The sequence below is a fragment of the Pseudomonas eucalypticola genome (assembly GCF_013374995.1).
In the GTDB taxonomy this organism is placed as follows: Bacteria; Pseudomonadota; Gammaproteobacteria; order Pseudomonadales; family Pseudomonadaceae; genus Aquipseudomonas; species Aquipseudomonas eucalypticola.
Genome location: NZ_CP056030.1, coordinates 4,411,836 through 4,433,469, shown reverse-complemented (window position 1 = coordinate 4,433,469; position 21,634 = coordinate 4,411,836). Strand labels below are relative to the sequence as shown.

Sequence of the window (21,634 nt, the reverse complement as noted above, 5' to 3'; positions counted from 1 at the left end):
GGAGGGCGATCATGGCTTCACCTTCAGGCCGGCTGCCGTGATTGCTTTGGAGCAGCCTTCGCGCATCTGTACGGCGGAGTGATAGGCGTCCATGTGGCTATCGTCGAAGGCGTCTTCTGGATCCTCCGGCACATCTGGAGAAGGCGGAAGCTCAACCACAATCGCGGCGCGGGAGGCTTTCCAGGTTTCCCACATCAGGCCTACGTAATTATCGAGGTAGCCATCCCCGCGCCGGTCCCTGGCCACCGTGGTCACTGTTGGTAGCCACGCCTCAAACTCGGTGCGCATTTTGTCGTCGCTCATGGTCACCTCACGAAGCGATGCGGTCTGCGTAGGCGCTGGCGATCAGCCAGAGCGTGCACAGGGTCAGGGTGATGAAGGAGCCGCGAAGGAAGGCAATGCGTTTGGCGCGCTGGCGGGCGGTCATGACCATGGCCTCAGCGATTGGCGCACCAGGTCGTGGAGCGCCTTGCCGCTACGGCTGATCTTTTGTCCTCGCAACTGCCATTTTCGGGTGCTGGGCCAGCAGTCGATCATGCGGCCATCGGGAAGCCTGAGCACGACATGGAAGCCGTTGTTGTGCTTCGTATGCTCGACGCCGGTATTGCCCAGCCAAGCTTGGAACCGGGCCATGGCTTCGGCTTTCACGCGTTTTTTATGCCCTGGAGCGTTTGGCCCTTCAGGTTCGCCGCCGCACTCACCACAAGCCCGTGGGTAGCCGCAGCTATCACCGATTGGCTGGCAGCAAGACATGCAGTGACTACCGTCGTCGACATTGTCCTCGTAGAAGCTCACGGCCGAACCCTCACGACAATTCGGCGCCCCTTCATGCTAGGCGCGAGGCGGCGTTTCAGGTCGCACACCAGCATCTCCCGCGGCTGACCGATCACCTCATTGAAGGGAAGTCCGAAGCCCAGGATGGCGATGCGGCGCTCGATATCGTCTAGCTGCTCGTCGATCAGCGTTTTCACAGCTGCTGTGCTCATGCCGCAACTCCTTTGCGGTCGGTCATCCGCCGCAGACGTTGGTTGAAGTCGTCGTAGCTTTTGTCACCGATATCGCCCAGGTGGTAGGCAAGTTCGATAGCGGATTGGGCCGCGGCCTCGGTCATAGCCGGGTATATCGAATTGGGGTATTCGCTGAGGATCTTGCTTATGAAGCGCTCAGCCTTCGCCGCCCGGCTCATGCCACCCTCCGGCGTCGCGCCTGGCTGTCGATCTCATGCCAGAGCGCGGTCTCAATTGCCGGAGCGTGAAACTTGGCGATTAACTCGACGTCCGTCATCACGACGCGCTTGCCGTCATCGTTGTAGGTCGCAGCCGAGGTGATTTTGAATTCCAGCTCGCGGCTTCCTTGGCTGTCCCAGTCGCTGTCCCAGGTACCGGGCCGGGCTTGGATATTTTCAAAGTGCGTGATTTCAACCTGGAGGACGTACTCCTCCACGATAATCTCGTAGCTCATGATCGCCTCCAGGGCGTGGACCGCATTGGTCAGATACCAGGCGCGGGCGACCAAACCCAGCCGTGAGACTGGCCTGGCACCTGCCGATGCGGTCGAGGGGGTTGGTTATGCGTCGAGCGCCATGGATGCAGCAATTTGAGCCTTCTTGCGCTCAAAACTAGGGCTCCAGCTCGGAGATGAGCCGTCGTGTCGGAAGATCGTTACGCCACGCTTGCGCAGCGTTCTGGCGCGGGCCGGGGAAACTTTGTCACCCCATTTCTCTCGCCGCCACAGCGCGTCCCAATACTCCACGGTCTCGCGCTTGTCATACTTGTAGTAACGGCGGCTTGGCTTGTTCTCTGCGAGCCACTCGTTGATCAATGCCACATCGACAGTGGCAGAGGAAAACACGTAGCAACGACTGAGCGATTCAATAGTCCCTACGCCAACTTGGAGAGTTTGGACGCCTGGGCTACCACCGCAGCTCCAAACCTGGCCGGTGCACTCAAAGTCCGAGCCATCCGCAAGGCGGATAGTGAACGCGCGACCGGCAAAGGCATCCTTCGAGCCCGGCACGATCTTCATGAAGTCGTAGAAGCCGCCATCGTTGGCGGTCAGCAGGCTGCCGTTGCGCACGTAAACTAGGCTGGGCATCTGGTCCAGGAGCAGGAACGTCTGGTTTTGCGGTGTAATTATCACGTCGATGATTTTAGGCATCGCTGAATCCTCGTTATCAGAACCCTCAAGACAGCCACCTTCGTCCCGCTGGTTGCCGTTGGGCGCGGGGAGGGAGCTGTCTGGAGGGTTCGGGGAAGGGGTGATGCAGAAGGACGGTGCTGATCTCCGCCTTGAGAGTCATGCCGCGGTCAGCGCCTTTCGGCTACCGCAATGCCAGTTATTACGAGCCGGTACCGCGCGGGCATAAAATAGTACTTAGCCGGTCAGCGCTCACTCTCGGGAACTGTTTGTTTTCAAACCTGCCCATCAGCCTGGGCGTGCATCTGCATCGGTAGAGCGTCTCGCCGGTAACGACATTTGATCCGGACGATTCGAGGCGCTCTACCGATGCAGCCTCTTTCGAGGTGATCGGGCGGGCCTTTCCCGCTCGGTCGGTCTATCCCGCTCACTGTCACCGTCATTTCTGGTCGTGTGGGCTAGACCTCCCACGCCTTCCGCCAGGGCTCATACGGTTTTGCGTTGCTACGGTGCAGATGGCCGGTGCTGATCTCCGGCTTAGCGGCCCCTGCTGTCAGCCCCACTTAAGGCGCTGTCGGATAGCATCGTGTGCCGCTGGGCATTCCTTTCTGCGCATCAGCCTGCGCATTCATCCGCATCGATAACCCCTCTCGCGACGGTGGCTGCCGTCCAACTATCGTTGTGCGAAAGGGGTTATCGATGGGCTCTCGGGGGAGAGCCTGGGGGCTGTTCAGATAACGGCGGTGAGGGTCTTGGAGCCGTTGGCATGCTGAGTAGTGATGCTCATGCCGATGTGGTGCGGAGCGCTTCGCTGGATCGCCACTGCCGCTTTGCTGAATCGGTCGTCGAAATCCCCTTCACCATCTGGCAAATGAGAAGTGCAGGTCAGGCGAGAGCAATCTTCGCCGTTCGGGCCTTCACCGTCGTGAGCGATGTTGAAGCTGGCGATCATTGCAATGCCGTGCTCACGGCAAATGGAGATGATGTTTTGCATCAGCGGACTGATTTGTTCGTCGTAAATTTCTTCTTTGTTCATGGTGCTGCTCCCGGTGGATTTCCAAAGCGCCCGGTCGCCCAGGCGCTTCAGTAAATCGTTCGGTTCCGCTGGCACCGCGTAGCGGGTCATTCACTCGGTTCGAGCCTTTCGCTCTAGTCAGCCGTCGAGGTGGGCCTCGCGTTGGTAGCCTTTCGGGGCTATCTGATCTCCGGTCGCCGTAGAGGCGGTGCCGTCTTTGTTCGTATTGCGCGGGTTGTTAAAGAGCGGCAGGCCGCTTCAGGCCCTGGCGCCGTTGTCGCTGGCGTTGAGGTAAATTTAGCCACAAGCTAAAGCGTCGTCAATAGCTCAAAGCTAAATAAATTTAGCCGGGCATGAAAAAGCCCGCACTTGGCGGGCTTCAGTGGATGTGGGGGGTTACTCCGTGGCATGCAGCAGCTGGCGCACCCCTGCAATGTCGGCGCCGCTGATCTCAGCCTCGGTATTGCAAATTTTGACCTCGACGGATTTGGCGCTCGCGATTTTCTCCAGCGTCGATCGCCCCAGTTCAACCCTGAACATTTGCGAATTGCCCGAGGCCCGGTACGCGCTCGCTAGCTCCGGTGCTGGCGCCCCGTCAATGAGCCAGTCGTTTTGGTGGCAATCGGTGAACGACGCAGTGCCAGGTGGCGGGACGAGCAGGGCGTAGTAGCCAAACGGCTTGGGGTTGTTCGATTTCGCGAAATGCGCGTACACGTTGAGGGAGTAGCCACGCCCAGGGTCTTTAAACGACTCCCAGGACACGGTCTTGGTGCCTTTGAATCGGTCAACTTTTTCGCTGATCTGACCGGCGAGCGCTGGCCCCGCCAAGGCGCACGTGATCAGTGCGAAAACGGATACAAATCTCATAAATACCTCCCTGTCTCTAAACCGTAAGTCTACCAAACGGATACCTTTACCGGTCATTTAGCATTGCGCTATGCTTGTGCTAATACTGTACAAATATACAGCTTAAGGAGAGCGGTATGGGAATGGCGCAGAAGGCACCGGCGCAACGTCAACAAATGACCGGTGCAGAGCGGCTGGGGCTGAGGGTGTCCGCAATGATCAATCATCCACTAGCTCAGGTTCAGCGCTGGGTGACGATCCATCAGCTCGACACGGACGCCCAGGAAGACTGGGATGCGATTTTGGAGGTGCTGGCAAGCACGGATGGCATCGACCTGACTTTCCATGACGATGGCTCGGTGACTGTGAAGTGGGAGGCCCAGGAAAGCGATGAGCCGACGGCGGCGGCCGTGGCTGAAGACCAAGCGATTATTTGGGATAGGTCAGAGGAGGAGGAGGCAGTGCCTTTCTGAGCGTACATAAAAAAGCCCGCTCAGCAGCGGGCTTCTCATCGAATTTTGAATCAGCTTATTCGTCGCTCGCAGAGTCTATTTTAGAATCTGAAACCCTGTTAACTCCGGCCCTAGGAGACTAGTGTCATGCCCTCAGGAACCTTGGAGATCGCTATTCCTGGGCAGTATATTTTTTCTCCGTCGGCAATTATTTCAATTTCGAATAATCCGGGAGATGTGAATGTTGCAGGAGCTATGGTGGCCATCGATTGAACTCGAAGCCTTTGATGGCCGCATTCCAAAATAACTCCAGGCTGGCCCAGTGCTAGATTAGAAGTTTTCAAATGAATCTTAAAAACTTCATTATCTTGAAAACGACCAGCGCAAACAATCTCTTGAAATGGTTTGTCTACGCTTGTAACTATGTGCATGATTACACACATTTTTGGCAGAGTTGTAGGGAAGTCTCCAAAAATCATATCGGCGGCATACAGCCCCATGAGCGAGAATTTATTGTTGATCTCTGGGCGCACATCATCGCAGAAGCTTGCGTAGGCGAAACGGCTCATGGTTTGTCCTTGATATTTATATTTCGCTGCCGCTCCATCATGCTCGTCAAGTTTTCAAGCGGTATGTCAAGCGCAATACATATTTTGTTTGCGGTGCTGAGCAGAACATCAGCGCCATTTTTTTCGATAGTAGAAATATATGGCTGTGTAAGCCCTGTCATCTCCGCCAGCTGTTTTTGAGATAAGCCTCTGCGAAGTCTAGCTGTCTTCAGAGTAAGGCCGTCCTCACCATAAAACGTTTCGGCTATCCAGTTGCCTGCCTTGATAAAGCTATCTGAATTAGAAGAGTCAGCCTCAAGCTCAGTCATGAAGTCGTCAAAGTCAGTATGCGCGGTTGCGAGGCTAGACGATACGAGTTTAACTTCTATTGCCGTCACAGTGAATGCGCTTGAACCTGCTTGCGCGATAGTGCTCTGCTCAGTAGTCGAGAGCTGCGTACGATCTTGTAATGCGAATTGCGATTTCGTGGCTAAGTTCATAGTCAAACCTATTGTCCTTTTCAGCTCCGTGCTCCGCTTTTTCAGCGATTGCTAGCACAATATATTTGTCGTCAGTTGGCCGAAATGCGTAAACGATCCTGTACCCGCATATATCCTCTTTGAACGGCCGCACACGCCAAAGATTCATGCCAACCGTCTGTGCAGCACCCCAAGCGCTTACGTTAAAATCAGCGTTCTTAGGTACCGGACGCGCGGGACGACCCCCGTACCGATCTTGGGTCAACCTGTCCAGAAGATCTTGGTCCGCACGCAGCTGACCTAGAAAGCGACCTAGCATGATGGCGGCCTCCCTGTCTCGAGCTGCGATGGAGCGAAGATCTCCGGCCGCGTCATTGTGGATCACTAGCTCGTACAATATATGTCCCTACGTATATTTTCTCAAGCAGCGCATCATGAATTCCGCCGAAGGGCGCCCTTAAATGCGACTAATTATTACGCTTGATACCCTCTAGACCAAATGTGCATTCCAAACCAGCAGCACCCGTGCCTGGATGAAGGTGTCATCCACGCGGATATCCTCCGGCGGGTGGTTGGTGTTGTCCGAGATCATCTTGAAATGATCCTTGCCTTTCTTCTGCAGGCGTTTGATGTACAGCAGGTCGCCGTGGGAGAACAGGTAGATCCCGTCTCCGACGAATTCCCGGATGCTCACGTCCACCAGCAGCGGGTCGCGGTGCTTGATCGTCGGCGCCATCGACTGGCCCCAGCCGGTGACCATCTTCAGGTGGAAGTGCTCTTTGAACTCGACCCCCATTTCACGTAGATGCCTGGGGCTAACGCGGATGTCCTGGAGCATTTCTGGGTAATCGTGCGGCACCTGGCCGCCGCCCATCGCCGCGCGAACGTCGTAGTGGGCAATCCACACCTCGTCTCCGACCTGGCCGGGGCGGGAGAAGTCGGCTGCGATGACGTTGCTTTCCGCTGGCTCGTCGGCTGCCGCGAGGAGGCGGGCGCGCGCTTCGGCTGACAGCCCTTTGCCTTGCTTGGCCAGCATCTGCTTTACCAGGGCGGCAGCAGAAGCGACCGGCGCATCTTCATTGGTGGCGGTTGGCGTGTGGGGCACCACAGCTCCGACACTTTCGTCCTGCGGAATCGAATCAAACCAACCCCGCGGCAAACGTTCCACGCTCTCGATACGGCGCGCCACGTCGTCGCCCAAATTCTTAGCCGTCTTGTCGGAAAGGATTTGGCTCAGGTGCGCAGGCGCCATCCCCCAGCGCTCAGCGCACGCCCCCTTCCTCTGGTTGCCAATCAGCTTCACCAGGTTGTGTTTTCGAATCGCGTAAATATCCATGCGCGCAAGCATGCCAGCGTTTAGCTGTTTGCTAAATGTGCCCATAGCTAAATTATTTCCTTGCTCTGAAATTAGCCCTAAGCTAAATTCTGTCCATGTGTAAGGAGAAAACCATGAATGACCATCTTCGCGATTGGCTGGCCAACGCTACGAATGTTCGGCGCCAGGACGTTGCGGCAGCCGCAAAGACCACTGTCGGCCACCTGTGGCAGCTCGCAGGTGGTCACCGTAAAGCCTCCGCCGAACTGGCTGAGCGCCTTCAAGACGCTTCGGCGGGGGAGATCACCATCGCCGGTCTGCGGCCTGATCTCGTTGACCTCGCGCACAAGGTGCTTCGCGGCGCCGCCTAACCCAGCCCCTGGCGCTTCGAGCTGAGCGACACCGTCGCCTCTTCGAAGCCCCGCAACACCCCAGGCCCCAACCGCTTCCGCATTGCCTCTGCGCGCTGCTCGAAAGCTGGCCACAGCCTGAGCTGGCAAGACAACGGAAGGATGGACGCCACGGCGGCCATGAAGCAGCAGAGGGCGGCGATCTCGCCCTGGAGTTCGGATTGCTCGGTCATGGGACCCATCCCTGATCAGTTTCAGTAGGCACATTTTCGGCGAGTAGGCCCAAGGCCACCACGGAAACAGAAGTGAGGTTTTACGAATGGAAGATTTCCTGAGGGCTTGCCAGGCCGCTGTTCTCGACAACGAAGCCAAGGCGCTGGCGGCAAAGATGGGCGTTCCCCATGTCGGCCTGCTGCAGCGTGCCAACCCCGACAACGAAGCGCACCACCTGACCATCGAACACCTGTTTGGCGTCCTGCTGCACACCGGCGACATGCGCCCGTTGGCTGCCCTGGCTGATGCGTTCGGCTTCAGCCTGGTCGCTCGTGCCACCCCTCAGCCGCAGGCACTGACTGCCTCGCTGATCAACGTGGGGAAGGAGGTTGCTGACCTGACCATCGCCGTGCACAGCGCCCTGGAGGACAACCACGTCAGCTCATTCGAGAAGGCGCAGATCAAGGTCGAGATCGACCACGTACGCCAGAGCCTTGATGTGATGGCGGCCTCAGTGAAGGCGGCCTGAATTACGGACACAAAAAAGCCGGGATTGCGGCCCGGCTTGATGCTGTAACGAGTGAGGTAAGTATGCACACACAGAACCACACGATCAATACCCAGCCCGCGCCACGAAATGGCGGCTTCGAAAACGTGGCGCGCACGATGTCGTCGCGGGAAATCGCCAGCGTCACTGGTAAGCGCCACGACAACGTGAAGCGCGACATTGTCGCCATGCTCAAAGAGCTGAAGGCTGATGTACTCAAATTTGAGGACATCTACCTGGACGGTCGTAACCGGGAGCAGATCCAGTACCTGCTGGATCGTGAGCACACCGACTGCCTGCTGACCGGCTACAGCGCAGGTCTGCGCATGAAGGTGATCCGCCGCTGGCATGAGCTGGAAGGGCAGTTTCAGGCGCGCCAGGCAGCAATGGCCAACGGCACCAAGGTGGTCGGAGAGATCGCCATCATGGAGTGCTTCACGCGCCTGCTGAAGCCCGCGCCGTCCTGCCAGATGCAGATGCTGACCAAGATCGCCGAGAACAATGGCCTGGACCCTAAATTCCTCCCAGGCTACGCCGTGGACGCCGCGCCGGACGCCACCGGCGGTTCCAGCATGGCCACCAAGGCGGTGACAGCGTTGATTAAGGATCACGGCATTGCCAGCACGGCCGCTGCCTTCAACCGCGCTCTTGCTGCCCACGGTTACCTCAAGAACATGCAGCGCAAGAACTCCCGGCAGGTGGTCGTCGATTTCTGGTGCGTCACCGACCGGGGGCTGCGCTATGGCAAAAACCTGACCAGCCCTCAATCCCCCCGCGAAACGCAGCCGCACTGGTACGTGGATCGCTTCCTCGAATTGGCCAAATTGGTCGAAAAGGCCTGACATGCAGTTCACTGTGACTATCAACCAGGTGAAGGCGCTGGAGTGGGGGCTCAATGCTCAGCAGGCCCTGCTGTTCGCCTTCGTCTATGGCTGCCCAAGCTGGACCAAGGCGGTGAAGACTGACGACGGGATCTACTTCGCCCTGAGCAAGGCGAAGATCGTCGAAGAGCTTCCGCTGCTGACTGATCGGCCCGACACCGCTTACCGGCTGCTGAAGGCTCTGGACGCGGCCGGCCTGATCGAGCTGTCCAGCAACGCCAACATCACGCTGTTCCGCCTGACCGCGAAAGCTGCGGAGTGGAACCAAAAAGTGGATGGGTCGGAAAAATATCCGACCCCACCAGAGAGCAAGGGTCGGAAAAAAATCCGATCTACCTCGGAAAAATCTCCGAGCAAGGTCGGAAAAAAATCCGAGCAAGGGTCGGAAAAATCTCCGACAAATCAGGATACCAATAATCAGGATACCAATCAGGGTACCAGTCAGGACTTGCAAGCCGCCCCGGCTGCGCCGTCGCAACCTGCCGGTTTGGTTCTGGTTTCCAGCGACAAGCCCCGGTGCGAAATCCCCGCCGATATGCCTGGCCCCAAAGACCAGTCCTGCAAAACCTTCAAGGCCTGGGCCAACTACGCCATGGCCTACCGCAAGCGCTACGACGCCTGGCCGGTGTGGAATGCGAAGGTGGCGGGGCAGGTGGGCCAGTTGGTCGACCGCCTCGGCGGCGGTGTTGCCCACCACGTCGCAGCGTACTTCCTGAGCATCAACGACTCACGCCTGATCAACGGCTGCCACGGCATTGGTGACCTGCTGGCAAAGGCCGAGGCCTACCACACCCAGTGGGCGACCAACCGCCAGGTCAACGGCACGACTGCCCGCCAGATCGAGCAGACCCAGGCCAACTTCAGCGCTGCCGAGCAGGCACTAGAAGCGCTACGAGCGAAGAGGGCGGCCGGCCATGCTGAATAACGACCAGCAAGACCGCTTGCTGCTCGCTCTGTTCGCCACCGCAGAGGCGATGGGGCAGCAGCTCACCCAGGGCGCAGCACTACTCATGGTCGACGACCTGCGTGACTACGACGAGCCCGTGCTGACCGCCGCCTTGCGCAACTGCCGCATGGAAGGCGGGCGGCTGACCGTCTCCGCGATCCTGAAGCACGCCCAGGCGGCAGATGGCCGGCCAGGCAAGGATGAGGCATGGGGCATCGCCATGGCTGCGTTCGACGAGCGCGAGACCGTGGTGCTTACCGATGAGATCCGCGCGGCCATGACCGCGGCCAGCGCGATCTTCGAGGCCCGGGACAAGGTGGGTGCCCGGATGGCGTTCATGAGCGCTTACGAACGCCTGGTAACGCTGGCGCGCGGCGAGGCCAAGGCCGTGAACTGGTCCGTCTCCCTCGGCCAGGACCCGCAAGGCCGCGCCGTGGCGATTGAAACCGCCGTGCACCTGAAGCTCATGCCGCCTGAGCGGGCGGCGCTTTACCTGGAAGACATGGCGATTGCGCCGACGGCGATCACCCAGGACGGCCTGGCTATCGCTGGCCTGCTCAGTGGCGATGTTCGCCCGGCCTCGCCAGGCATCAGCCATAAGCTCGAAGCGGTTCGCGCTGAGATCAAGAAGGGCAAAGCCGCAGCCGAGAAAGCCCGGCGCAAGAAGGCCCAGGCTGACCGGGTCGATACCTACCTGCGTAAGCGCAAGCTCCGTGCCGCGCTCGCTGAATTGAAATCTGAGCGGGGTGCTGCATGACCATGTCCGAATCCCGCGTCGCCCAGCTGCTGGCCGGCCAATCATCAATCGCCCGCAAGGTGTTCCTGCACGTCCCAATCCAGGACAGCTGGAGCACTCACGACATCCACAACGCGGCCATGGCCGCCAATTCCACCACCGTATCGAGCTATGCGATACGTCGTGCCCTGGGCGAGCTGAAGGACGCTGGGATTATCCGTGAGCCGGTCGGTGGCAAATTCCAGCGCGATGCGTTTTCCCCAAAAGCCAAGAAGGAGCCGGCCATGCCGAAAGTAGCCAATGACACCGTGGTGTCGATCAAGAAGCCGCAGGTCGGCGCCCTGGATGCGCTGGCTTTGCTGTCGGGCGAGGTCGTCAGCCTGGCCGACGAGATCGGTAACCGTCTGCGCAAGTTGGCCGGCCGCATCGAGGAGGTGGCGCTGTCGGTCGAGGCTGAGCGTGAAGGCAATGCCGAATCGCTCGACAAGCTGAAGCAGCTCCAGTCAATTCTGAAAAGCATCGGGGGTGCGTAGCCATGGCTGAAATCGTGATGCGCAGCCGTGATGACACAAGCCGGCTGAACGGCTTCCTGGACGGCACGGACTTCTCAAAGCCCAAGAAGATCATCATCCAGGACCTAGACCGCAGCGGGGAGCAGAACAAGTTGCTTCACGCCCGGCTGACCGATATCGCCAACCAGGTCGAGCACGCCGGCAAGAAGTGGGACGTACTGATTTGGAAGCGCCTGCTAACCGCCGCCTGGCTACGCGAGGCCGGCGAGCGCCCGCAGATGATACCGGCGCTCGACGGGCACGGCTTCGACGTCGTCTACGAGCGCACCTCGAAGCTCTCCGTGAAGCAGTGCGCCGAGCTTCTGGACTGGATCGAGGCATTTGGTGGCGAGCACCAGGTGCGCTGGACAGCTAAGGATCACTGGGGAGGGCGGTATTCGTGATCGCAGCTAAACCGCCAAAGGCCAAGAAGTGCCTCAATGCTGCCTGCGCTGCCAAGTTCATCCCGCAGCGTCTGGGCCAAAAGGTGTGCAGCCCAGCCTGTGGTCTGGCCATCAAGGACGTGAACCAGGAAAGGGCGAGAAAGTCGCTGGCCGAGATCGGGCGCAAGGAACTGCGTGCGGCGAAGGAGCGGGTCAAGACGCGCGCCGACCACATGCGTGAAGCTCAGACCGTGTTCAACGAGTGGATCAGGCTGCGTGACGCCACCCTGCCATGCGTGAGCTGCGGCCGGCACCACGAAGGCCAATATCACGCTGGCCACTACCGCACGGTGGGCGCCAACCCAGAGCTGCGCTTCGAGCCCCTGAACGTCCACAAGCAATGTGCGCCATGCAACAACCACAAATCCGGCGACATCGTGAACTACCGCATTACCCTGGTGGCCCGCATCGGCGCCTCCAAGGTTGAGTGGCTTGAAGGGCCGCATGAGCCCAAGCGTTACACCATTGAAGACTTGAAGGCGATCAAGGCCGAGTACCGGGCGAAGATTCGCGCACTGAAGGGGGAAGCAGCATGAAGATCAATTCCGCGCGGTTGGCCTGGCACGACTGCACCTACACGGAAACCCGTGGCGGGCTTTCTGGGCTGGAACAGCAGTGCCTGCTTGGCACCGCGGTGCAGACCACGGATCGTGGCGTGACCGCAAATTCTGCAGTTCACGGCGCCGTGGCCGGCTGGATTCAGTCGGCGATCGCCAAGCTCTCCCCGGAGGTGCGTGTATTCGGCGACTTCATGTACGCCCCAAGGCCCGACCGGCGCCGCGCTGATGATATCCGAGAGGCAGCGGAGCAGGTCGTCTTCAACCTGGTGGTTGCCAAGTCCCCACGCATGACCGCTGCCAAGCGCGAGAAGCTGGAGTACGTCGTGAAGGGCGTGATGCGCCGTTATCAATACATGCACCAGGGCGGGCAGTCGGCCAACGTTGACCCGCTGGCCAGTCCAGAGAAGTTCCGAGCCTGGCTGTACGCGGAGATGGGTTGCCGCCTAGAGTCATGCGCCTGGGCGCGCGACTGGGAGCCGTTTGTGCAGCGCGCTTTCGAGTGCTGCGAGGACCTGGATCGGATGGCATTGAGCCCAGTGGCGGCAGCAATTTACGAGATGAAGGAAGCGGCCTAAGGGCCGCATTCCAGTCCGTGTGGGTCCACTTGAGTACTGTTGTGTATTTGGTTGTTGACTTCCCGCACGGCTGGCGGCATCATTTCGCCATATTTAAATTTTTGCCTTTGGCAAACGCAAAGAGCCCGATCATCGCATCGGGCTTTTTTGTGTCCGCCGTTCGTCTATCGTCAGGCACTCTGTTTTCCGTGCTGCGTCCCAAGTAGACGCGTACATCCACGCGTAAAGCGGAGGTGACCATGGAAATTAACGAGAACGCCCCAGGCAACATATCCCAGCAGCAGGGCATCGGGGGAAGCGCGGATAACGAAACAGCTCATGGCCCGAAAGGGGATAAGCCTGAAGTCCCGCTTGCCACTGATGACGAAGCGCCAGTCGACGAGGATATGGCCGACGTTGATGCCACCAATTCTATTTCAAGCGAACATCCTGAGCCCTAGAGGCGAAGTTGATTCTAGAGCCCGGCCGCCCGCCGGGCTTTTTTATACCTCGATTTTGTAGCGCACCACAGCCAGGGTGGCCCGAAAGGGAGCGCCTGGACACGGATCAGCCGGTAGTGCCGTGACACGGAAAAACACCGGCTGCCCGCGAGTCCTTTCCATTGCTACCTCAGGGACTGCGCGTGGCCTAACTGGCGAGACCGATGCATTGGGGCGTCGGCGCTGGTTACGCCTTTGGCGGACGGCGGGAGAGACCGCGCACCTATTTCAAGGCCCAGCTATCGTGCTGGGCTTTTTCGTTTTCAGCCCCTCCACACCCATTGCTCCGAGCTGGGAGTGCAGCGGGGGCTGACCTATTTGCCGCCATAGCTCCAGCGGTAGAGCAGTCGCCTTGTAAGCGAATGGCTCGGGGCTCGAGTCCTCGTGGCGGTACCAGATTGGCAAGTAGCACAGCGGCAGTGCTCCCGGCTGTTAACCGGGTGGTCGTAGGTTCGAATCCTGCCTTGCCAGCCACATCAACCAACGCCAAATGCCCGCACACGCGGACCTTCCCTCCTGGAGCTCCCCATGATGATGCGATACCTCAAGTACTGCGCCCTGGCGCTGTGTGCCTGCTTTGGCTCGTCCGCGTTCGCTGATGTGCTGACCGTAGACCGACCGGCTTATGCCATGGCCCGTGTGCTGGCCTCTGTCGGTGATCTGTACGGCGCCCAGGCGACCCGCCTGGCGCTGACCCTGGCCCAGTGGCGAACGGGTGGCGAATCCGCCGGTGAAACCCTGAAGTCGAACCTGCGCGCATCCAGCAACCACTTCGTGATGACCTCGGCCAAGCCGTTGCCAGAGAGCTACGGCCTCTCGCCCTGCTGATTGCGCCTGGAATAAAAAAGCCCGGACCAAGCGCCGGGCTTTTTGAGTGAGGCTGAGGAAATCGTCTACCCGGGCGATTTCCCAGAGTCATTTGCTTCAGACTGCAGGAGCGGGGAGGTTCTATCCCCGAACATGGGCGGCCAAATCAGGCTGCTTCAACTGCAATCGTTAGCCGTTTACCCAGGGCGGCCAGCGCTGCTTCAACCTGCTCCATCTTTGATGTGTGCAGGAAGTCGACCAAGCGATCCCCTTGCACTTGGTGCACCCCCAAGAGGCGGCGCAGATCTGCCTTGCGCATATCTCGCTCCATCATGGTGTTCCAGAGCACGATCTTGGCCACGGTCACGGCTGGCAGGTAGATAACACGCTCGCCTTCTTGCGGCGGGGTTGCCTCTGGGATCGGCTTTCTTTCATCGACGTAGATCGACAGCGTGGTCTCAATCGCGTCCACGGCTTCGCTCACCGCGTGCTGCTCGTCGTCCCCGTAGCTGTTGAGCAACGGCAAGTCACGGCAGTACACGGCCAAGCCCGGCGCGGTGTCTTTCTCGAAGCGGATTGCGTAGTTGTACATGGTCACTCCCTGGAGGTGATCGTCCAGCAGTCAGAAAGGCGAAGGGGGCTCTCAGAGCCCCAGTTGTTTAATGATCGCCTTGCGGGTCGGTTCGGACATTTCCTTGCTTCCGTGATCCGCGAAGGTTGTCCTTTTGCCGTTTGGGGCGGTGACTTTGAAGTGGCTTCCCTTGCCTGCTTCGAAGGTCACCCCTTGGGCCTTCAACCATCGTCTGAACTCGCTGAACTTCATCACCTCGCCTCGTTGTTTGGATGAGCTCATTCTACAACACTTTTGTTTTAATACAACACTTTTGTTCGTGTTTCGAACATGCACACCACGGAGTCGAGCGCATGGAGTTCTTTCACCGCCTGCTCGACAAGCTCGATTGGCTCTTCGCCGGGCTCGTCGGCACCATTGTCGCCAGCTGGTGGCACAAAGACGACCTGACCAGCTGGCGCGCCTGGGCGATCTTCCTGATCACCGGCGTCGCTTGCGCCCTGTACCTGACAGGCATGGTCAGCACCTACCTCGGGGTTACCGAGCCCAACAATGTCGCCGGTGTCGGTTTTCTCCTGGGTACCTTCGGTGGCTCTCTCATGGCCGCGATCAACCGCGCCATTAAAACCGCCGACCTGTGGGCATTCATCCGCCAGAGGTTCGGGGGAGGCAACCCACCATGAACCTCGAACTGATCAACTCCATCGCTTGCGCGCTTATCGCGCTGTGGGCCACCTGGTGCGTGCTGAGCGGGAAGGTGCGGGACGGCATCCTGGGAAAGGTCATCTATTCAGCGATAGCCATCAGCGGCTACGTCGTGTTCACCCGTGACCAGAACATTTTCTTCGGGCCGACCAGTGCCGGGCTGACGCTCCACCTGTCGCTGGCCCTGGCTGGAGTGCGCCACATCTTCATGGTCACCTGGTGGCAGCGGGTCAAGGCCTGGCTCTGCCGCACACTCAACTGCGAGCACTGCATGGGCTGCGACCACCGCTATGGCCCGGGCAAGATCGAGCGCCGAGGGCAGCACAAATGAAAACACTCATTGCCTGGTTCACCGGGCTCACCACCAAGAAGGAGCCAGTCATGGCTGAACCAACCCCTGAAGTCACCACCACACCTGCCACTACCACCGACACCGACAAGCTGAAGGCGCTGCTGGTTGCCCTAGGCCACGACGTGGAAGCTGAGTGGGACCACCTGATCGCCCTGGTGCAGAAGGCCTTCTGATCTGCCGCGCCACGAAATGGCAAGTAGCGTTTTGTGGCGCGCACTGACTGAGGATTCCCCGATGGGAGCCAAAACCAATTCATCGAAGGGCATTGCAGCTCTGGGCTGGGCCGCGCTTGCGGTCATCGCTCTGTGCGTCCTGGCCTACACCTTCGCCTGACCAATCGCAGAGAGGCATCGTCATGGACAACCAGCACAAGAAGATCACCGGCTACCGCGACCTAACCCAGTCCGAGATCGACGGCATGAACTCGATCAAGGCCCTGGAGGCTGATGCGGGCGAGCTGTTTAAGCAGATCGGTCAGATTGAAGGCGTTGACCAGCGCCTGCTGGCCTTGGCCAAGACCAATCTGCAGCAGGGCTTCATGTGGTTTGTGCGCTCTATCGCCAAGCCCTCTGATCCCTTCAGCTGAGGCGCCCTTGACTGCCGCCGCATACCATGGCTAAAAAGCCAAATAGCCGTATCTGGCTACGGATGTCCTACGAAGTGCGCGATCTTGCACTGAGAAAAATCGTACTCTTTCTGAGCGATGCTCTTACTGCCCCAGTGGGCTTGGAGAGCGATTGCCAAGCTTTCCTTGGTGAGAATCGGAACCGTGGAGTGCCGGCCCGCTAGAACGGTTGTCCTATGGCGACCACCCTCGAAGATAATGCCAAGATTAGACTTGGAGAAAATCACAGGCATTCGCACAGCTGGCGACGAGTCATCTGCTAGAAACGCTTCAAAGCGCGCAAGCTTAATTGGATCCGGCCCCAGCATCTGATCGTCGAGGAAATGCGTGTGAGCGAATTGCGTCGCGGAGGCGGCGGACAGTATGAGTATTACGTCAGCTTCGTTTGCGTTGAGCACTCCCCCCACCCTGCATGGCATGGTGGCGGTTCCTCTGTCAGTAACAGGCACCATTTTTCTAGAACTCCAGTCTTGAGTTAATGCCGACCAAGGCAAATTACCGGAATTGTAATCAACTGGTATTCACTATGACAGCCAAGCAACCCGACCGGGAGGCGATCGAACGCGCCTTCGGATTGGCTTCGGCTTGTCGCACAAGGCCACACTTGGCTTTATTTAGGCGTCCGAGCTACTCGAGCCCGACGTCTTAGCTAGTGTCTTGGCTACGGTTTTAACGCACATTCCGCCATACATTGCCAGATTCATGAAGTGAAGAATCAGCATCACAACCTCTTGCCTCTTGATCAGCCCCTCATCATTCCAAAATAAAACGATGCCGGTTGCTGACAGGATGGCGATCAAAGCGACTATCAGGCCGACTAGGATGCGCCCACTAGAGCCCAACAGTTTTTGGGTGGATTCCTTTGCTTGTCGTTTTGCTTCAGGCGAGGAGTTCAGGTAGGTCAGGTAAACGCCAACGCACGTCACTAAAAGACTGATCACTGTCAGCACGATGAATCCTTTCTTGAAGAGGTGAAGCGCTGACTTTACTAACAATGGCCAGCATCGCCAATCCATCCCATATCACCCGCATCATTCATGCTAGGCAGTCTTAAAGGATTCCCCATGGCGCTGACAGCAAAACAGCAGCGCTTCGTCGATGAGTACCTAATTGACCTGAATGCTACGCAGGCCGCTATCCGCGCGGGCTACAGCGAAAAGACAGCAAGATCTATCAGCAATGAGAACCTGACAAAACCTGACATTCAGGCTGCCATCGCAAAAGGCATGCAGGCACGCTCTTGCCGGGTGGAAATCACCCAGGACATGGTGCTGCGCGAACTGGCCAAGATCGGCTTCAGCGACATCCGGAAGGTCGTCCGTTGGGGTGAGACCATGGTCCGCATGGTCGGCGCTGAGGAAGGCGAAGCCGAAGACATGGTTCCGTATCATGGCCTGGCGCTGATCGACTCGACCGAGATCGACGACAACACGGCCGGCGCTATTGCTGAAGTATCCCAAGGCAAGGACGGTCTGAAGGTCAAGCTGCACGACAAGAAGGGCGCCCTGGTCGATATCGGTCGTCATCTTGGGATGTTCAGTGCACCGGGACATGCCGACCTTGATGTGGAACTGAAGCGAATCGAAGTCGAGAACAAGCGGCTGGCCAACGAGAAGCTCCGCCGAGAGCTTGAGCCACCTAAAGAGGTTGAGGGCGAATTCGCCCAGGCCGAGTACACCTTGAGCCCTGACGAAGATGGCCCGACTACCCCGTACCTCTGAGCCACCGGTGAAGCTGACGCCAAAGCAGGCGAACATCTATCAGTGGGGCTTCCAGCGTAATGCCCGCTTCCGTGATGCGGTGTGTGGTCGCCGGTTCGGTAAGACCTTTCTCGGCAAGGCTGAGATGCGTCGTGCGGCCCGATTGGCCGCGGAGTGGGGTGTGAGCGTCGAGGATGAGATCTGGTACGCGGCTCCTACTCAGAAGCAGGCCCGCCGCGTGTTCTGGCGCCGACTGAAGCAGGCGATCCCGCGAGAGTGGCGTGAGTTCAAGCCAAACGAGTCGGACATGCTGATCACGCTGAAGAGCGGTCACCTTATCCGCTGCGTCGGGCTGGAGAACTACGACGACCTGCGCGGCTCCGGTCTGTTCTTCGTCCTTGTGGACGAATGGGCGGACTGCAAGTGGGCGGCCTGGGAGGAAGTCCTGCGGCCTATGCTCTCGACCTGCCAGTACACGATCCCGCAAACGGGTGAGTCCCTGAAAGGCGGCCACGCGCTGCGGATCGGCACGCCGAAGGGCTTCAACCATTGCTACGACACGTTTCAGGATGGCCGGCCAGGCCATGAGCCCGACCACAAGAGCTGGCTTTACACGTCGCTCGATGGTGGCAACGTCCCTGCCGAGGAACTGGACGCCGCGCGCCGCAAGATGGACCCGCGCACGTTCCGCCAGGAATACGAAGCAAGCTTCGAGAACTATGCGGGCGTTGTCTACTACACCTTCAACCGCGATGAGTGCCGAACCAATGAGCGCATCAAGCCCGGCGAGGCGCTGCACATAGGCATGGACTTCAACGTCATGAAGATGAGCGCCGTGGTCTACGTTGTCCGTGACGACCTGCCGATGGCCCTGGATGAGTTCCACGCCGTGCGCGACACTCCGGAAATGATCGAGAAGATCAAGGCTCGCTTCCCTGGCCACACCGTCGCGGTCTACCCGGATGCCAGCGGTCAGAACACCAGCAGCAAGAACGCAAGTGAATCGGACCTGTCCCTGCTCAAGAAGGCGGGTTTCACGGTGGTGGTCGACTCGATGAACCCCAGTGTCAAAGACCGCGTGAATGCCCTCAACGCCATCCTGCTGAACAGCTACGGCGAGCGTCGCCTGAAGGTCAACATCGACCAGTGCCCGCAGCTCACGCTCTGCTTGGAGCGCCAGACCTACACGGACAAGGGCGAGCCGGACAAGGACCCGAAAAAGGGCCACGACCACATGAACGACGCTGCCGGCTACTTCATTGCCAAGCGCTACCCGATCAAGTCTCAAACTGCCGGCGCGCGCCGTATTGGAGGATTGGCCTGATGCCAGTGCAATCGACAAGCCCAGACTACGACGACCATCTGCCCGAGTGGCTGATGATGGACGACGCGCTCGAGGGCGAGTGCGCGATCAAGCGCAACGACAGGAATCTGCCCAAGCCCAGCGGCATGGTGGAGGCCGAGAAGCTGGACGGGCAGGGAAACGCCTACCTCTACGCGAACTACCGAGATCGGGCCCAATACGAGCACTGGGTGCGCGACGCGCTCCGCTCGATGATGGGCCTGGTCTCCCGCCTGATCCCTGAAATCAAGCTGCCCTCGGGCATGCAGGACCTAGAGGAAAACGCCACGGCCGATGGCTTTGGTCTAAATCAGTTGTTCTTCCGCATGGTCCGCCAGGCCGTTTCCCACGGCCGGGTACCGCTGGTAGTGAACGTCGACGATAGCGGCGAGCCGTATTTCTCGACCTACGCGACTCGCAACGCGATCAACTGGAAGGTCGGCTCGATGGGCGGCCGCCAGGATCTCACCCTGTCGGTGTTCGTGGAGTTCCGGGACAACCAGGAAGACGAGTACGACCACGACTGCAAGCGCGTCTACCGGGTGTTCAAGCTGCTAGATGGGGTTTGCCACACCGCGGTGCTGGGCGAGGATGGCGCGGTGGTGGAGGAGCTTCGGCCGCTGGGCACCGTGAACAACGACAACCGGCTGGTGCGGGGCCTGGAGTACCTGCCGGTGATCTACTGCGGCTCCACTGACAACTCCCCCGGCGTCGACGAGGTGCCGCTCCTGACCATGGCCCGGGCGGCACTGAAGAGCTACCAGCTCAGCGCCGACTACTTCACCGCTCTGCACCAGACCAGCCACCCGCAACCGTGGGTGTCGGGCCTGGACGATCAGGTGGAGTTGAGCGTGACCGGCCCGTCGGCCGCTTGGGACCTGGGCCGAAACGGGTCGTGCGGATACCTGGAGTTCCAGGGCGCTGGCATTGAGGCTGTCCGCCAGGCCATGGACGACCAAAAGAACGCCGCCCTGGAGGCAGGTGCCAAGGTGATGGATGCCTCAGGCACTGAGTCGGGCGAGGCGCGCAAGACGCGCCAGAACGACCAGCATGCCACCTTGCACAGCATCGTTATCACCGTGGCCGCTGCCATTGAGCAGGGCCTGCGCTATGCCGCCGAGTGGACCGGCTACAACCCGGACGACGTGACCTTCACGGTCAAGCCGGAATTCATCATCCCCGACGTGGATGCCCAGGTACTGGCCGAGCTGCAGAAGGCAGTAGCCGCCGGCGGGATCAGTTGGGATACCTACTGGCAGTACCTGACCACCGGGAAACTGCCGGAGCGGGCCTACGACGAGGAAGCCACCCTGGTCGGCGATGAGGCCGACGCTGGGCGTGGCCTGAACCTGGACAAAGACGATGGCAGCGACACCCCGGCAGGACAACCCGGACAGCCAGCTGCTGGAGCAGACGACGCGGCATAGCGTCATGCTTGAGCGGTTAAAGGCTGGCGAGGTGAAGAAGTTCGAGCGGTACCTGCGCAAGATCGACACCGTGGTGCGCGATCAACTGACCCGCAAGGAGCTGACCACCTACAGCCGGCAGCGCCTGGAGGAGTTCCTGGCGCGCGTAGACGGCAAGCTGCTTGCCATCTACAAGGACTACAGCGATGTGGTGCAGGCCGACCTGGTCGATATCGCCCAGTACGAGGCGACATTCGAGGCTAATAGCCTCAGCAACGCGCTGTCTGTCGATGCAGTGGTGCCCACCAATGGGGTCATCCGCGCCGCGGTGTTCACCTACCCGCTGCAGGTGACCGGCCTGGACGGCGGCAAGTTGCTGAAGCCTTTCCTGAATGGCTGGACCCGGTCCGAGACGATGCGGGTAACTAACGCCATCCGCCTGGGCTATGGCCAGGGCCAGACCAACGCTGAGATCGTGAAGGCGATTCGCGGCACGGCAGACCAGAACTTCAATGACGGGATTCTCGCGGTTAGCAACCGCAACGCCAAGTCGGTGGTGCAGACGGCCATCCAGCACGTGGCCACCACCGCGCGCATGGAAACGCTCAAGGCGAATGTCGATGTGGTGCCAGGCTATCGAATCGTTGCGACCCTGGACCGGAAGACTAGCGCGCAGTGCAAGAGTTTGGATGGTCGCGAGTATGAGATGGGTAAGGGGCCTGTGCCTCCATTCCATATTAACTGCCGCACCACCATCATTCCCATCACCGGGCTGTCGGCAACGTTCTCCAAGGGCGCTACCAGGGCATCGGTGGGCGATTCAGGAGGCAGGCAGGTCGATGCAGGCTTGGGTTACTACGACTGGCTTGCCACGCAGCCGGCCAGCTTTCAGGATGCCGCCTTGGGTCCCGTGCGCGGCAAGCTGTTTCGAGATGGCGGCCTGCCGCCGGCCAAGTTCGCCATGCTGCAGCTCGACAGCAAATTCCAGCCCCTGACGCTGGAGCAATTGAAGAAGCTCGAGCCTGAAATGTTCCGCAAGGCCGGTGTAAACTGA

General features: G+C 59.5%; 35 protein-coding genes and 2 tRNA genes. 22 read left to right on the top strand and 15 right to left on the bottom strand.

Annotated features, from left to right (window positions below; translation table 11 throughout):
- Positions 1-9: 9 nt before the first annotated feature.
- The 8 genes from HWQ56_RS19540 to HWQ56_RS19505 all read right to left on the bottom strand — a co-directional run bounded on the left by HWQ56_RS19540 (position 10) and on the right by HWQ56_RS19505 (position 4,018).
- Positions 10-303: a phiTE_015 family protein gene (locus tag HWQ56_RS19540; RefSeq protein WP_176571551.1), complete on the bottom strand. Its 294-nt coding sequence runs from the start codon at positions 301-303 to the stop codon at positions 10-12.
- A 120-nt stretch (positions 304-423) separates the two neighbouring features.
- On the bottom strand, positions 424-795 hold the full coding sequence (locus tag HWQ56_RS29135) for a hypothetical protein (protein WP_245217786.1): 372 nt from the start codon (positions 793-795) through the stop codon (positions 424-426).
- Complete coding sequence (locus tag HWQ56_RS19530; RefSeq protein WP_176571550.1) at positions 792-986, bottom strand: hypothetical protein; 195 nt, start codon at positions 984-986, stop codon at positions 792-794. Before HWQ56_RS19530 ends, HWQ56_RS29135 begins: the two co-directional genes overlap by 4 nt.
- The gene (locus HWQ56_RS19525; RefSeq protein ID WP_176571549.1) at positions 983-1,186 is read right to left on the bottom strand and encodes a hypothetical protein; all 204 of its coding nucleotides are present in this window, start codon (positions 1,184-1,186) and stop codon (positions 983-985) included. The genes HWQ56_RS19530 and HWQ56_RS19525 overlap by 4 nt, the downstream gene beginning before the upstream one ends.
- The gene (locus HWQ56_RS19520) at positions 1,183-1,461 is read right to left on the bottom strand and encodes a hypothetical protein (protein WP_176571548.1); all 279 of its coding nucleotides are present in this window, start codon (positions 1,459-1,461) and stop codon (positions 1,183-1,185) included. The genes HWQ56_RS19525 and HWQ56_RS19520 overlap by 4 nt, the downstream gene beginning before the upstream one ends.
- 105 nt (positions 1,462-1,566) lie before the next feature.
- Entirely contained in the window at positions 1,567-2,157 is a 591-nt protein-coding gene (locus HWQ56_RS19515; protein WP_176571547.1) for a hypothetical protein, read from the bottom strand.
- A gap of 709 nt (positions 2,158-2,866) precedes the next feature.
- Positions 2,867-3,262 (bottom strand): hypothetical protein, encoded by a 396-nt coding sequence (locus HWQ56_RS19510; RefSeq protein WP_245217785.1) that lies wholly within the window; start codon positions 3,260-3,262, stop codon positions 2,867-2,869.
- A gap of 285 nt (positions 3,263-3,547) precedes the next feature.
- The gene (locus tag HWQ56_RS19505) at positions 3,548-4,018 is read right to left on the bottom strand and encodes a hypothetical protein (protein WP_176571546.1); all 471 of its coding nucleotides are present in this window, start codon (positions 4,016-4,018) and stop codon (positions 3,548-3,550) included.
- A gap of 116 nt (positions 4,019-4,134) precedes the next feature.
- Between HWQ56_RS19505 and HWQ56_RS19500 the strand changes: the two genes are divergently transcribed.
- Positions 4,135-4,470 carry a DUF1654 domain-containing protein gene (locus HWQ56_RS19500; protein ID WP_245217784.1) on the top strand — a complete coding sequence of 112 codons (336 nt, stop codon included), beginning with the start codon at positions 4,135-4,137 and terminating at the stop codon, positions 4,468-4,470.
- A gap of 110 nt (positions 4,471-4,580) precedes the next feature.
- Here HWQ56_RS19500 and HWQ56_RS19495 read toward each other — a convergent pair whose 3' ends face one another.
- From HWQ56_RS19495 to HWQ56_RS19485, 3 genes are all read right to left on the bottom strand, one after another.
- Entirely contained in the window at positions 4,581-5,018 is a 438-nt protein-coding gene (locus tag HWQ56_RS19495; RefSeq protein ID WP_176571545.1) for a DUF6941 family protein, read from the bottom strand.
- Positions 5,015-5,497 carry a helix-turn-helix transcriptional regulator gene (locus HWQ56_RS19490; RefSeq protein WP_209008690.1) on the bottom strand — a complete coding sequence of 161 codons (483 nt, stop codon included), beginning with the start codon at positions 5,495-5,497 and terminating at the stop codon, positions 5,015-5,017. The genes HWQ56_RS19495 and HWQ56_RS19490 overlap by 4 nt, the downstream gene beginning before the upstream one ends.
- A gap of 469 nt (positions 5,498-5,966) precedes the next feature.
- Positions 5,967-6,812: a S24 family peptidase gene (locus tag HWQ56_RS19485; protein ID WP_176572440.1), complete on the bottom strand. Its 846-nt coding sequence runs from the start codon at positions 6,810-6,812 to the stop codon at positions 5,967-5,969.
- Positions 6,813-6,925: 113 nt separating this feature from the next.
- Between HWQ56_RS19485 and HWQ56_RS19480 the strand changes: the two genes are divergently transcribed.
- Complete coding sequence (locus tag HWQ56_RS19480) at positions 6,926-7,162, top strand: helix-turn-helix domain-containing protein (protein WP_158156638.1); 237 nt, start codon at positions 6,926-6,928, stop codon at positions 7,160-7,162.
- On the opposite strand, the gene HWQ56_RS19475 is transcribed toward HWQ56_RS19480, so the two are convergent.
- Complete coding sequence (locus HWQ56_RS19475) at positions 7,159-7,374, bottom strand: hypothetical protein (RefSeq protein WP_176571543.1); 216 nt, start codon at positions 7,372-7,374, stop codon at positions 7,159-7,161. The genes HWQ56_RS19480 and HWQ56_RS19475 overlap by 4 nt on opposite strands.
- A gap of 86 nt (positions 7,375-7,460) precedes the next feature.
- On the opposite strand from HWQ56_RS19475, the gene HWQ56_RS19470 reads away from it, so the two are divergent.
- The 12 genes from HWQ56_RS19470 (at position 7,461) to HWQ56_RS19415 (ending at position 13,900) form a co-directional block, all read left to right on the top strand.
- Positions 7,461-7,883 carry a phage regulatory CII family protein gene (locus tag HWQ56_RS19470; protein ID WP_176571542.1) on the top strand — a complete coding sequence of 141 codons (423 nt, stop codon included), beginning with the start codon at positions 7,461-7,463 and terminating at the stop codon, positions 7,881-7,883.
- Positions 7,884-8,020: 137 nt separating this feature from the next.
- Positions 8,021-8,743, top strand: coding sequence for a Rha family transcriptional regulator (locus HWQ56_RS19465; protein ID WP_176572439.1), 723 nt, complete (start codon positions 8,021-8,023; stop codon positions 8,741-8,743).
- A 1-nt stretch (position 8,744) separates the two neighbouring features.
- Positions 8,745-9,707, top strand: a complete 963-nt coding sequence (locus HWQ56_RS19460) for a phage replication protein (protein ID WP_158156630.1) — start codon at positions 8,745-8,747, stop codon at positions 9,705-9,707.
- Positions 9,697-10,485 carry a hypothetical protein gene (locus HWQ56_RS19455; protein ID WP_176571541.1) on the top strand — a complete coding sequence of 263 codons (789 nt, stop codon included), beginning with the start codon at positions 9,697-9,699 and terminating at the stop codon, positions 10,483-10,485. Before HWQ56_RS19460 ends, HWQ56_RS19455 begins: the two co-directional genes overlap by 11 nt.
- The gene (locus HWQ56_RS19450; RefSeq protein ID WP_245217783.1) at positions 10,482-10,997 is read left to right on the top strand and encodes a hypothetical protein; all 516 of its coding nucleotides are present in this window, start codon (positions 10,482-10,484) and stop codon (positions 10,995-10,997) included. Before HWQ56_RS19455 ends, HWQ56_RS19450 begins: the two co-directional genes overlap by 4 nt.
- 2 nt (positions 10,998-10,999) lie before the next feature.
- Positions 11,000-11,419 (top strand): recombination protein NinB, encoded by a 420-nt coding sequence (locus tag HWQ56_RS19445; protein ID WP_176571540.1) that lies wholly within the window; start codon positions 11,000-11,002, stop codon positions 11,417-11,419.
- Positions 11,419-11,994 carry a recombination protein NinG gene (locus HWQ56_RS19440; protein ID WP_176572437.1) on the top strand — a complete coding sequence of 192 codons (576 nt, stop codon included), beginning with the start codon at positions 11,419-11,421 and terminating at the stop codon, positions 11,992-11,994. The genes HWQ56_RS19445 and HWQ56_RS19440 overlap by 1 nt, the downstream gene beginning before the upstream one ends.
- Positions 11,991-12,593, top strand: coding sequence for a hypothetical protein (locus tag HWQ56_RS19435; RefSeq protein ID WP_176571539.1), 603 nt, complete (start codon positions 11,991-11,993; stop codon positions 12,591-12,593). The genes HWQ56_RS19440 and HWQ56_RS19435 overlap by 4 nt, the downstream gene beginning before the upstream one ends.
- Positions 12,594-12,832: 239 nt before the next feature.
- Complete coding sequence (locus HWQ56_RS19430) at positions 12,833-13,033, top strand: hypothetical protein (protein WP_176571538.1); 201 nt, start codon at positions 12,833-12,835, stop codon at positions 13,031-13,033.
- 359 nt (positions 13,034-13,392) lie between these two features.
- A tRNA-Thr gene (locus HWQ56_RS19425) sits at positions 13,393-13,468 on the top strand.
- A 3-nt stretch (positions 13,469-13,471) separates the two neighbouring features.
- Positions 13,472-13,546, top strand: a tRNA-Asn gene (locus HWQ56_RS19420).
- 54 nt (positions 13,547-13,600) lie between these two features.
- Positions 13,601-13,900: a hypothetical protein gene (locus HWQ56_RS19415; protein WP_176571537.1), complete on the top strand. Its 300-nt coding sequence runs from the start codon at positions 13,601-13,603 to the stop codon at positions 13,898-13,900.
- A gap of 145 nt (positions 13,901-14,045) precedes the next feature.
- Here HWQ56_RS19415 and HWQ56_RS19410 read toward each other — a convergent pair whose 3' ends face one another.
- Together HWQ56_RS19410 and HWQ56_RS19405 are read right to left on the bottom strand one after the other, a co-directional pair.
- Entirely contained in the window at positions 14,046-14,471 is a 426-nt protein-coding gene (locus tag HWQ56_RS19410; RefSeq protein WP_158156616.1) for a type II toxin-antitoxin system HicB family antitoxin, read from the bottom strand.
- 51 nt (positions 14,472-14,522) lie between these two features.
- Entirely contained in the window at positions 14,523-14,702 is a 180-nt protein-coding gene (locus tag HWQ56_RS19405) for a type II toxin-antitoxin system HicA family toxin (RefSeq protein ID WP_158156696.1), read from the bottom strand.
- Between the two features lie 101 nt (positions 14,703-14,803).
- Between HWQ56_RS19405 and HWQ56_RS19400 the strand changes: the two genes are divergently transcribed.
- The 4 genes from HWQ56_RS19400 to HWQ56_RS19385 all read left to right on the top strand — a co-directional run bounded on the left by HWQ56_RS19400 (position 14,804) and on the right by HWQ56_RS19385 (position 16,093).
- The gene (locus tag HWQ56_RS19400) at positions 14,804-15,133 is read left to right on the top strand and encodes an MFS transporter (protein ID WP_176571536.1); all 330 of its coding nucleotides are present in this window, start codon (positions 14,804-14,806) and stop codon (positions 15,131-15,133) included.
- Entirely contained in the window at positions 15,130-15,486 is a 357-nt protein-coding gene (locus tag HWQ56_RS19395; protein WP_158156612.1) for a hypothetical protein, read from the top strand. The genes HWQ56_RS19400 and HWQ56_RS19395 overlap by 4 nt, the downstream gene beginning before the upstream one ends.
- Positions 15,487-15,536: 50 nt before the next feature.
- Positions 15,537-15,680: a hypothetical protein gene (locus HWQ56_RS19390; protein WP_158156610.1), complete on the top strand. Its 144-nt coding sequence runs from the start codon at positions 15,537-15,539 to the stop codon at positions 15,678-15,680.
- A 182-nt stretch (positions 15,681-15,862) separates the two neighbouring features.
- Entirely contained in the window at positions 15,863-16,093 is a 231-nt protein-coding gene (locus HWQ56_RS19385) for an Acb2/Tad1 domain-containing protein (protein ID WP_158156608.1), read from the top strand.
- Between the two features lie 653 nt (positions 16,094-16,746).
- Here the strand turns inward: HWQ56_RS19385 and HWQ56_RS19380 are convergent.
- Positions 16,747-17,082: a hypothetical protein gene (locus tag HWQ56_RS19380; RefSeq protein WP_158156606.1), complete on the bottom strand. Its 336-nt coding sequence runs from the start codon at positions 17,080-17,082 to the stop codon at positions 16,747-16,749.
- 114 nt (positions 17,083-17,196) lie between these two features.
- On the opposite strand from HWQ56_RS19380, the gene HWQ56_RS19375 reads away from it, so the two are divergent.
- Genes HWQ56_RS19375 through HWQ56_RS19360 form a run of 4 tightly spaced genes read left to right on the top strand, consistent with a single transcriptional unit; the run spans position 17,197 to position 21,634 of the window.
- Positions 17,197-17,853: a terminase small subunit gene (locus HWQ56_RS19375; RefSeq protein WP_176571535.1), complete on the top strand. Its 657-nt coding sequence runs from the start codon at positions 17,197-17,199 to the stop codon at positions 17,851-17,853.
- Between the two features lie 7 nt (positions 17,854-17,860).
- Complete coding sequence (locus HWQ56_RS19370; RefSeq protein ID WP_245217782.1) at positions 17,861-19,156, top strand: phage terminase large subunit family protein; 1,296 nt, start codon at positions 17,861-17,863, stop codon at positions 19,154-19,156.
- Positions 19,156-20,601, top strand: a complete 1,446-nt coding sequence (locus tag HWQ56_RS19365) for a DUF4055 domain-containing protein (RefSeq protein WP_176571533.1) — start codon at positions 19,156-19,158, stop codon at positions 20,599-20,601. The genes HWQ56_RS19370 and HWQ56_RS19365 overlap by 1 nt, the downstream gene beginning before the upstream one ends.
- Complete coding sequence (locus HWQ56_RS19360) at positions 20,537-21,634, top strand: minor capsid protein (RefSeq protein ID WP_176571532.1); 1,098 nt, start codon at positions 20,537-20,539, stop codon at positions 21,632-21,634. The genes HWQ56_RS19365 and HWQ56_RS19360 overlap by 65 nt, the downstream gene beginning before the upstream one ends.

What these genes read in the sequence shown, in the direction of transcription:
- HWQ56_RS19540 (WP_176571551.1), bottom strand. Translation starts at nt 303, where the DNA reads ATGAGCGACGACAAAATGCGCACCGAGTTTGAGGCGTGGCTACCAACA.
- HWQ56_RS19530 (WP_176571550.1), bottom strand. Translation starts at nt 986, where the DNA reads ATGAGCACAGCAGCTGTGAAAACGCTGATCGACGAGCAGCTAGACGAT.
- HWQ56_RS19525 (WP_176571549.1), bottom strand. Translation starts at nt 1,186, where the DNA reads ATGAGCCGGGCGGCGAAGGCTGAGCGCTTCATAAGCAAGATCCTCAGC.
- HWQ56_RS19520 (WP_176571548.1), bottom strand. Translation starts at nt 1,461, where the DNA reads ATGAGCTACGAGATTATCGTGGAGGAGTACGTCCTCCAGGTTGAAATC.
- HWQ56_RS19515 (WP_176571547.1), bottom strand. Translation starts at nt 2,157, where the DNA reads ATGCCTAAAATCATCGACGTGATAATTACACCGCAAAACCAGACGTTC.
- HWQ56_RS19510 (WP_245217785.1), bottom strand. Translation starts at nt 3,262, where the DNA reads ATGACCCGCTACGCGGTGCCAGCGGAACCGAACGATTTACTGAAGCGC.
- HWQ56_RS19505 (WP_176571546.1), bottom strand. Translation starts at nt 4,018, where the DNA reads ATGAGATTTGTATCCGTTTTCGCACTGATCACGTGCGCCTTGGCGGGG.
- HWQ56_RS19500 (WP_245217784.1), top strand. Translation starts at nt 4,135, where the DNA reads ATGGGAATGGCGCAGAAGGCACCGGCGCAACGTCAACAAATGACCGGT.
- HWQ56_RS19495 (WP_176571545.1), bottom strand. Translation starts at nt 5,018, where the DNA reads ATGAGCCGTTTCGCCTACGCAAGCTTCTGCGATGATGTGCGCCCAGAG.
- HWQ56_RS19490 (WP_209008690.1), bottom strand. Translation starts at nt 5,497, where the DNA reads ATGAACTTAGCCACGAAATCGCAATTCGCATTACAAGATCGTACGCAG.
- HWQ56_RS19485 (WP_176572440.1), bottom strand. Translation starts at nt 6,812, where the DNA reads ATGGATATTTACGCGATTCGAAAACACAACCTGGTGAAGCTGATTGGC.
- HWQ56_RS19480 (WP_158156638.1), top strand. Translation starts at nt 6,926, where the DNA reads ATGAATGACCATCTTCGCGATTGGCTGGCCAACGCTACGAATGTTCGG.
- HWQ56_RS19475 (WP_176571543.1), bottom strand. Translation starts at nt 7,374, where the DNA reads ATGACCGAGCAATCCGAACTCCAGGGCGAGATCGCCGCCCTCTGCTGC.
- HWQ56_RS19470 (WP_176571542.1), top strand. Translation starts at nt 7,461, where the DNA reads ATGGAAGATTTCCTGAGGGCTTGCCAGGCCGCTGTTCTCGACAACGAA.
- HWQ56_RS19465 (WP_176572439.1), top strand. Translation starts at nt 8,021, where the DNA reads ATGTCGTCGCGGGAAATCGCCAGCGTCACTGGTAAGCGCCACGACAAC.
- HWQ56_RS19460 (WP_158156630.1), top strand. Translation starts at nt 8,745, where the DNA reads ATGCAGTTCACTGTGACTATCAACCAGGTGAAGGCGCTGGAGTGGGGG.
- HWQ56_RS19455 (WP_176571541.1), top strand. Translation starts at nt 9,697, where the DNA reads ATGCTGAATAACGACCAGCAAGACCGCTTGCTGCTCGCTCTGTTCGCC.
- HWQ56_RS19450 (WP_245217783.1), top strand. Translation starts at nt 10,482, where the DNA reads ATGACCATGTCCGAATCCCGCGTCGCCCAGCTGCTGGCCGGCCAATCA.
- HWQ56_RS19445 (WP_176571540.1), top strand. Translation starts at nt 11,000, where the DNA reads ATGGCTGAAATCGTGATGCGCAGCCGTGATGACACAAGCCGGCTGAAC.
- HWQ56_RS19435 (WP_176571539.1), top strand. Translation starts at nt 11,991, where the DNA reads ATGAAGATCAATTCCGCGCGGTTGGCCTGGCACGACTGCACCTACACG.
- HWQ56_RS19430 (WP_176571538.1), top strand. Translation starts at nt 12,833, where the DNA reads ATGGAAATTAACGAGAACGCCCCAGGCAACATATCCCAGCAGCAGGGC.
- HWQ56_RS19415 (WP_176571537.1), top strand. Translation starts at nt 13,601, where the DNA reads ATGATGATGCGATACCTCAAGTACTGCGCCCTGGCGCTGTGTGCCTGC.
- HWQ56_RS19410 (WP_158156616.1), bottom strand. Translation starts at nt 14,471, where the DNA reads ATGTACAACTACGCAATCCGCTTCGAGAAAGACACCGCGCCGGGCTTG.
- HWQ56_RS19405 (WP_158156696.1), bottom strand. Translation starts at nt 14,702, where the DNA reads ATGAAGTTCAGCGAGTTCAGACGATGGTTGAAGGCCCAAGGGGTGACC.
- HWQ56_RS19400 (WP_176571536.1), top strand. Translation starts at nt 14,804, where the DNA reads ATGGAGTTCTTTCACCGCCTGCTCGACAAGCTCGATTGGCTCTTCGCC.
- HWQ56_RS19395 (WP_158156612.1), top strand. Translation starts at nt 15,130, where the DNA reads ATGAACCTCGAACTGATCAACTCCATCGCTTGCGCGCTTATCGCGCTG.
- HWQ56_RS19390 (WP_158156610.1), top strand. Translation starts at nt 15,537, where the DNA reads ATGGCTGAACCAACCCCTGAAGTCACCACCACACCTGCCACTACCACC.
- HWQ56_RS19385 (WP_158156608.1), top strand. Translation starts at nt 15,863, where the DNA reads ATGGACAACCAGCACAAGAAGATCACCGGCTACCGCGACCTAACCCAG.
- HWQ56_RS19375 (WP_176571535.1), top strand. Translation starts at nt 17,197, where the DNA reads ATGGCGCTGACAGCAAAACAGCAGCGCTTCGTCGATGAGTACCTAATT.
- HWQ56_RS19365 (WP_176571533.1), top strand. Translation starts at nt 19,156, where the DNA reads ATGCCAGTGCAATCGACAAGCCCAGACTACGACGACCATCTGCCCGAG.
- HWQ56_RS19360 (WP_176571532.1), top strand. Translation starts at nt 20,537, where the DNA reads ATGGCAGCGACACCCCGGCAGGACAACCCGGACAGCCAGCTGCTGGAG.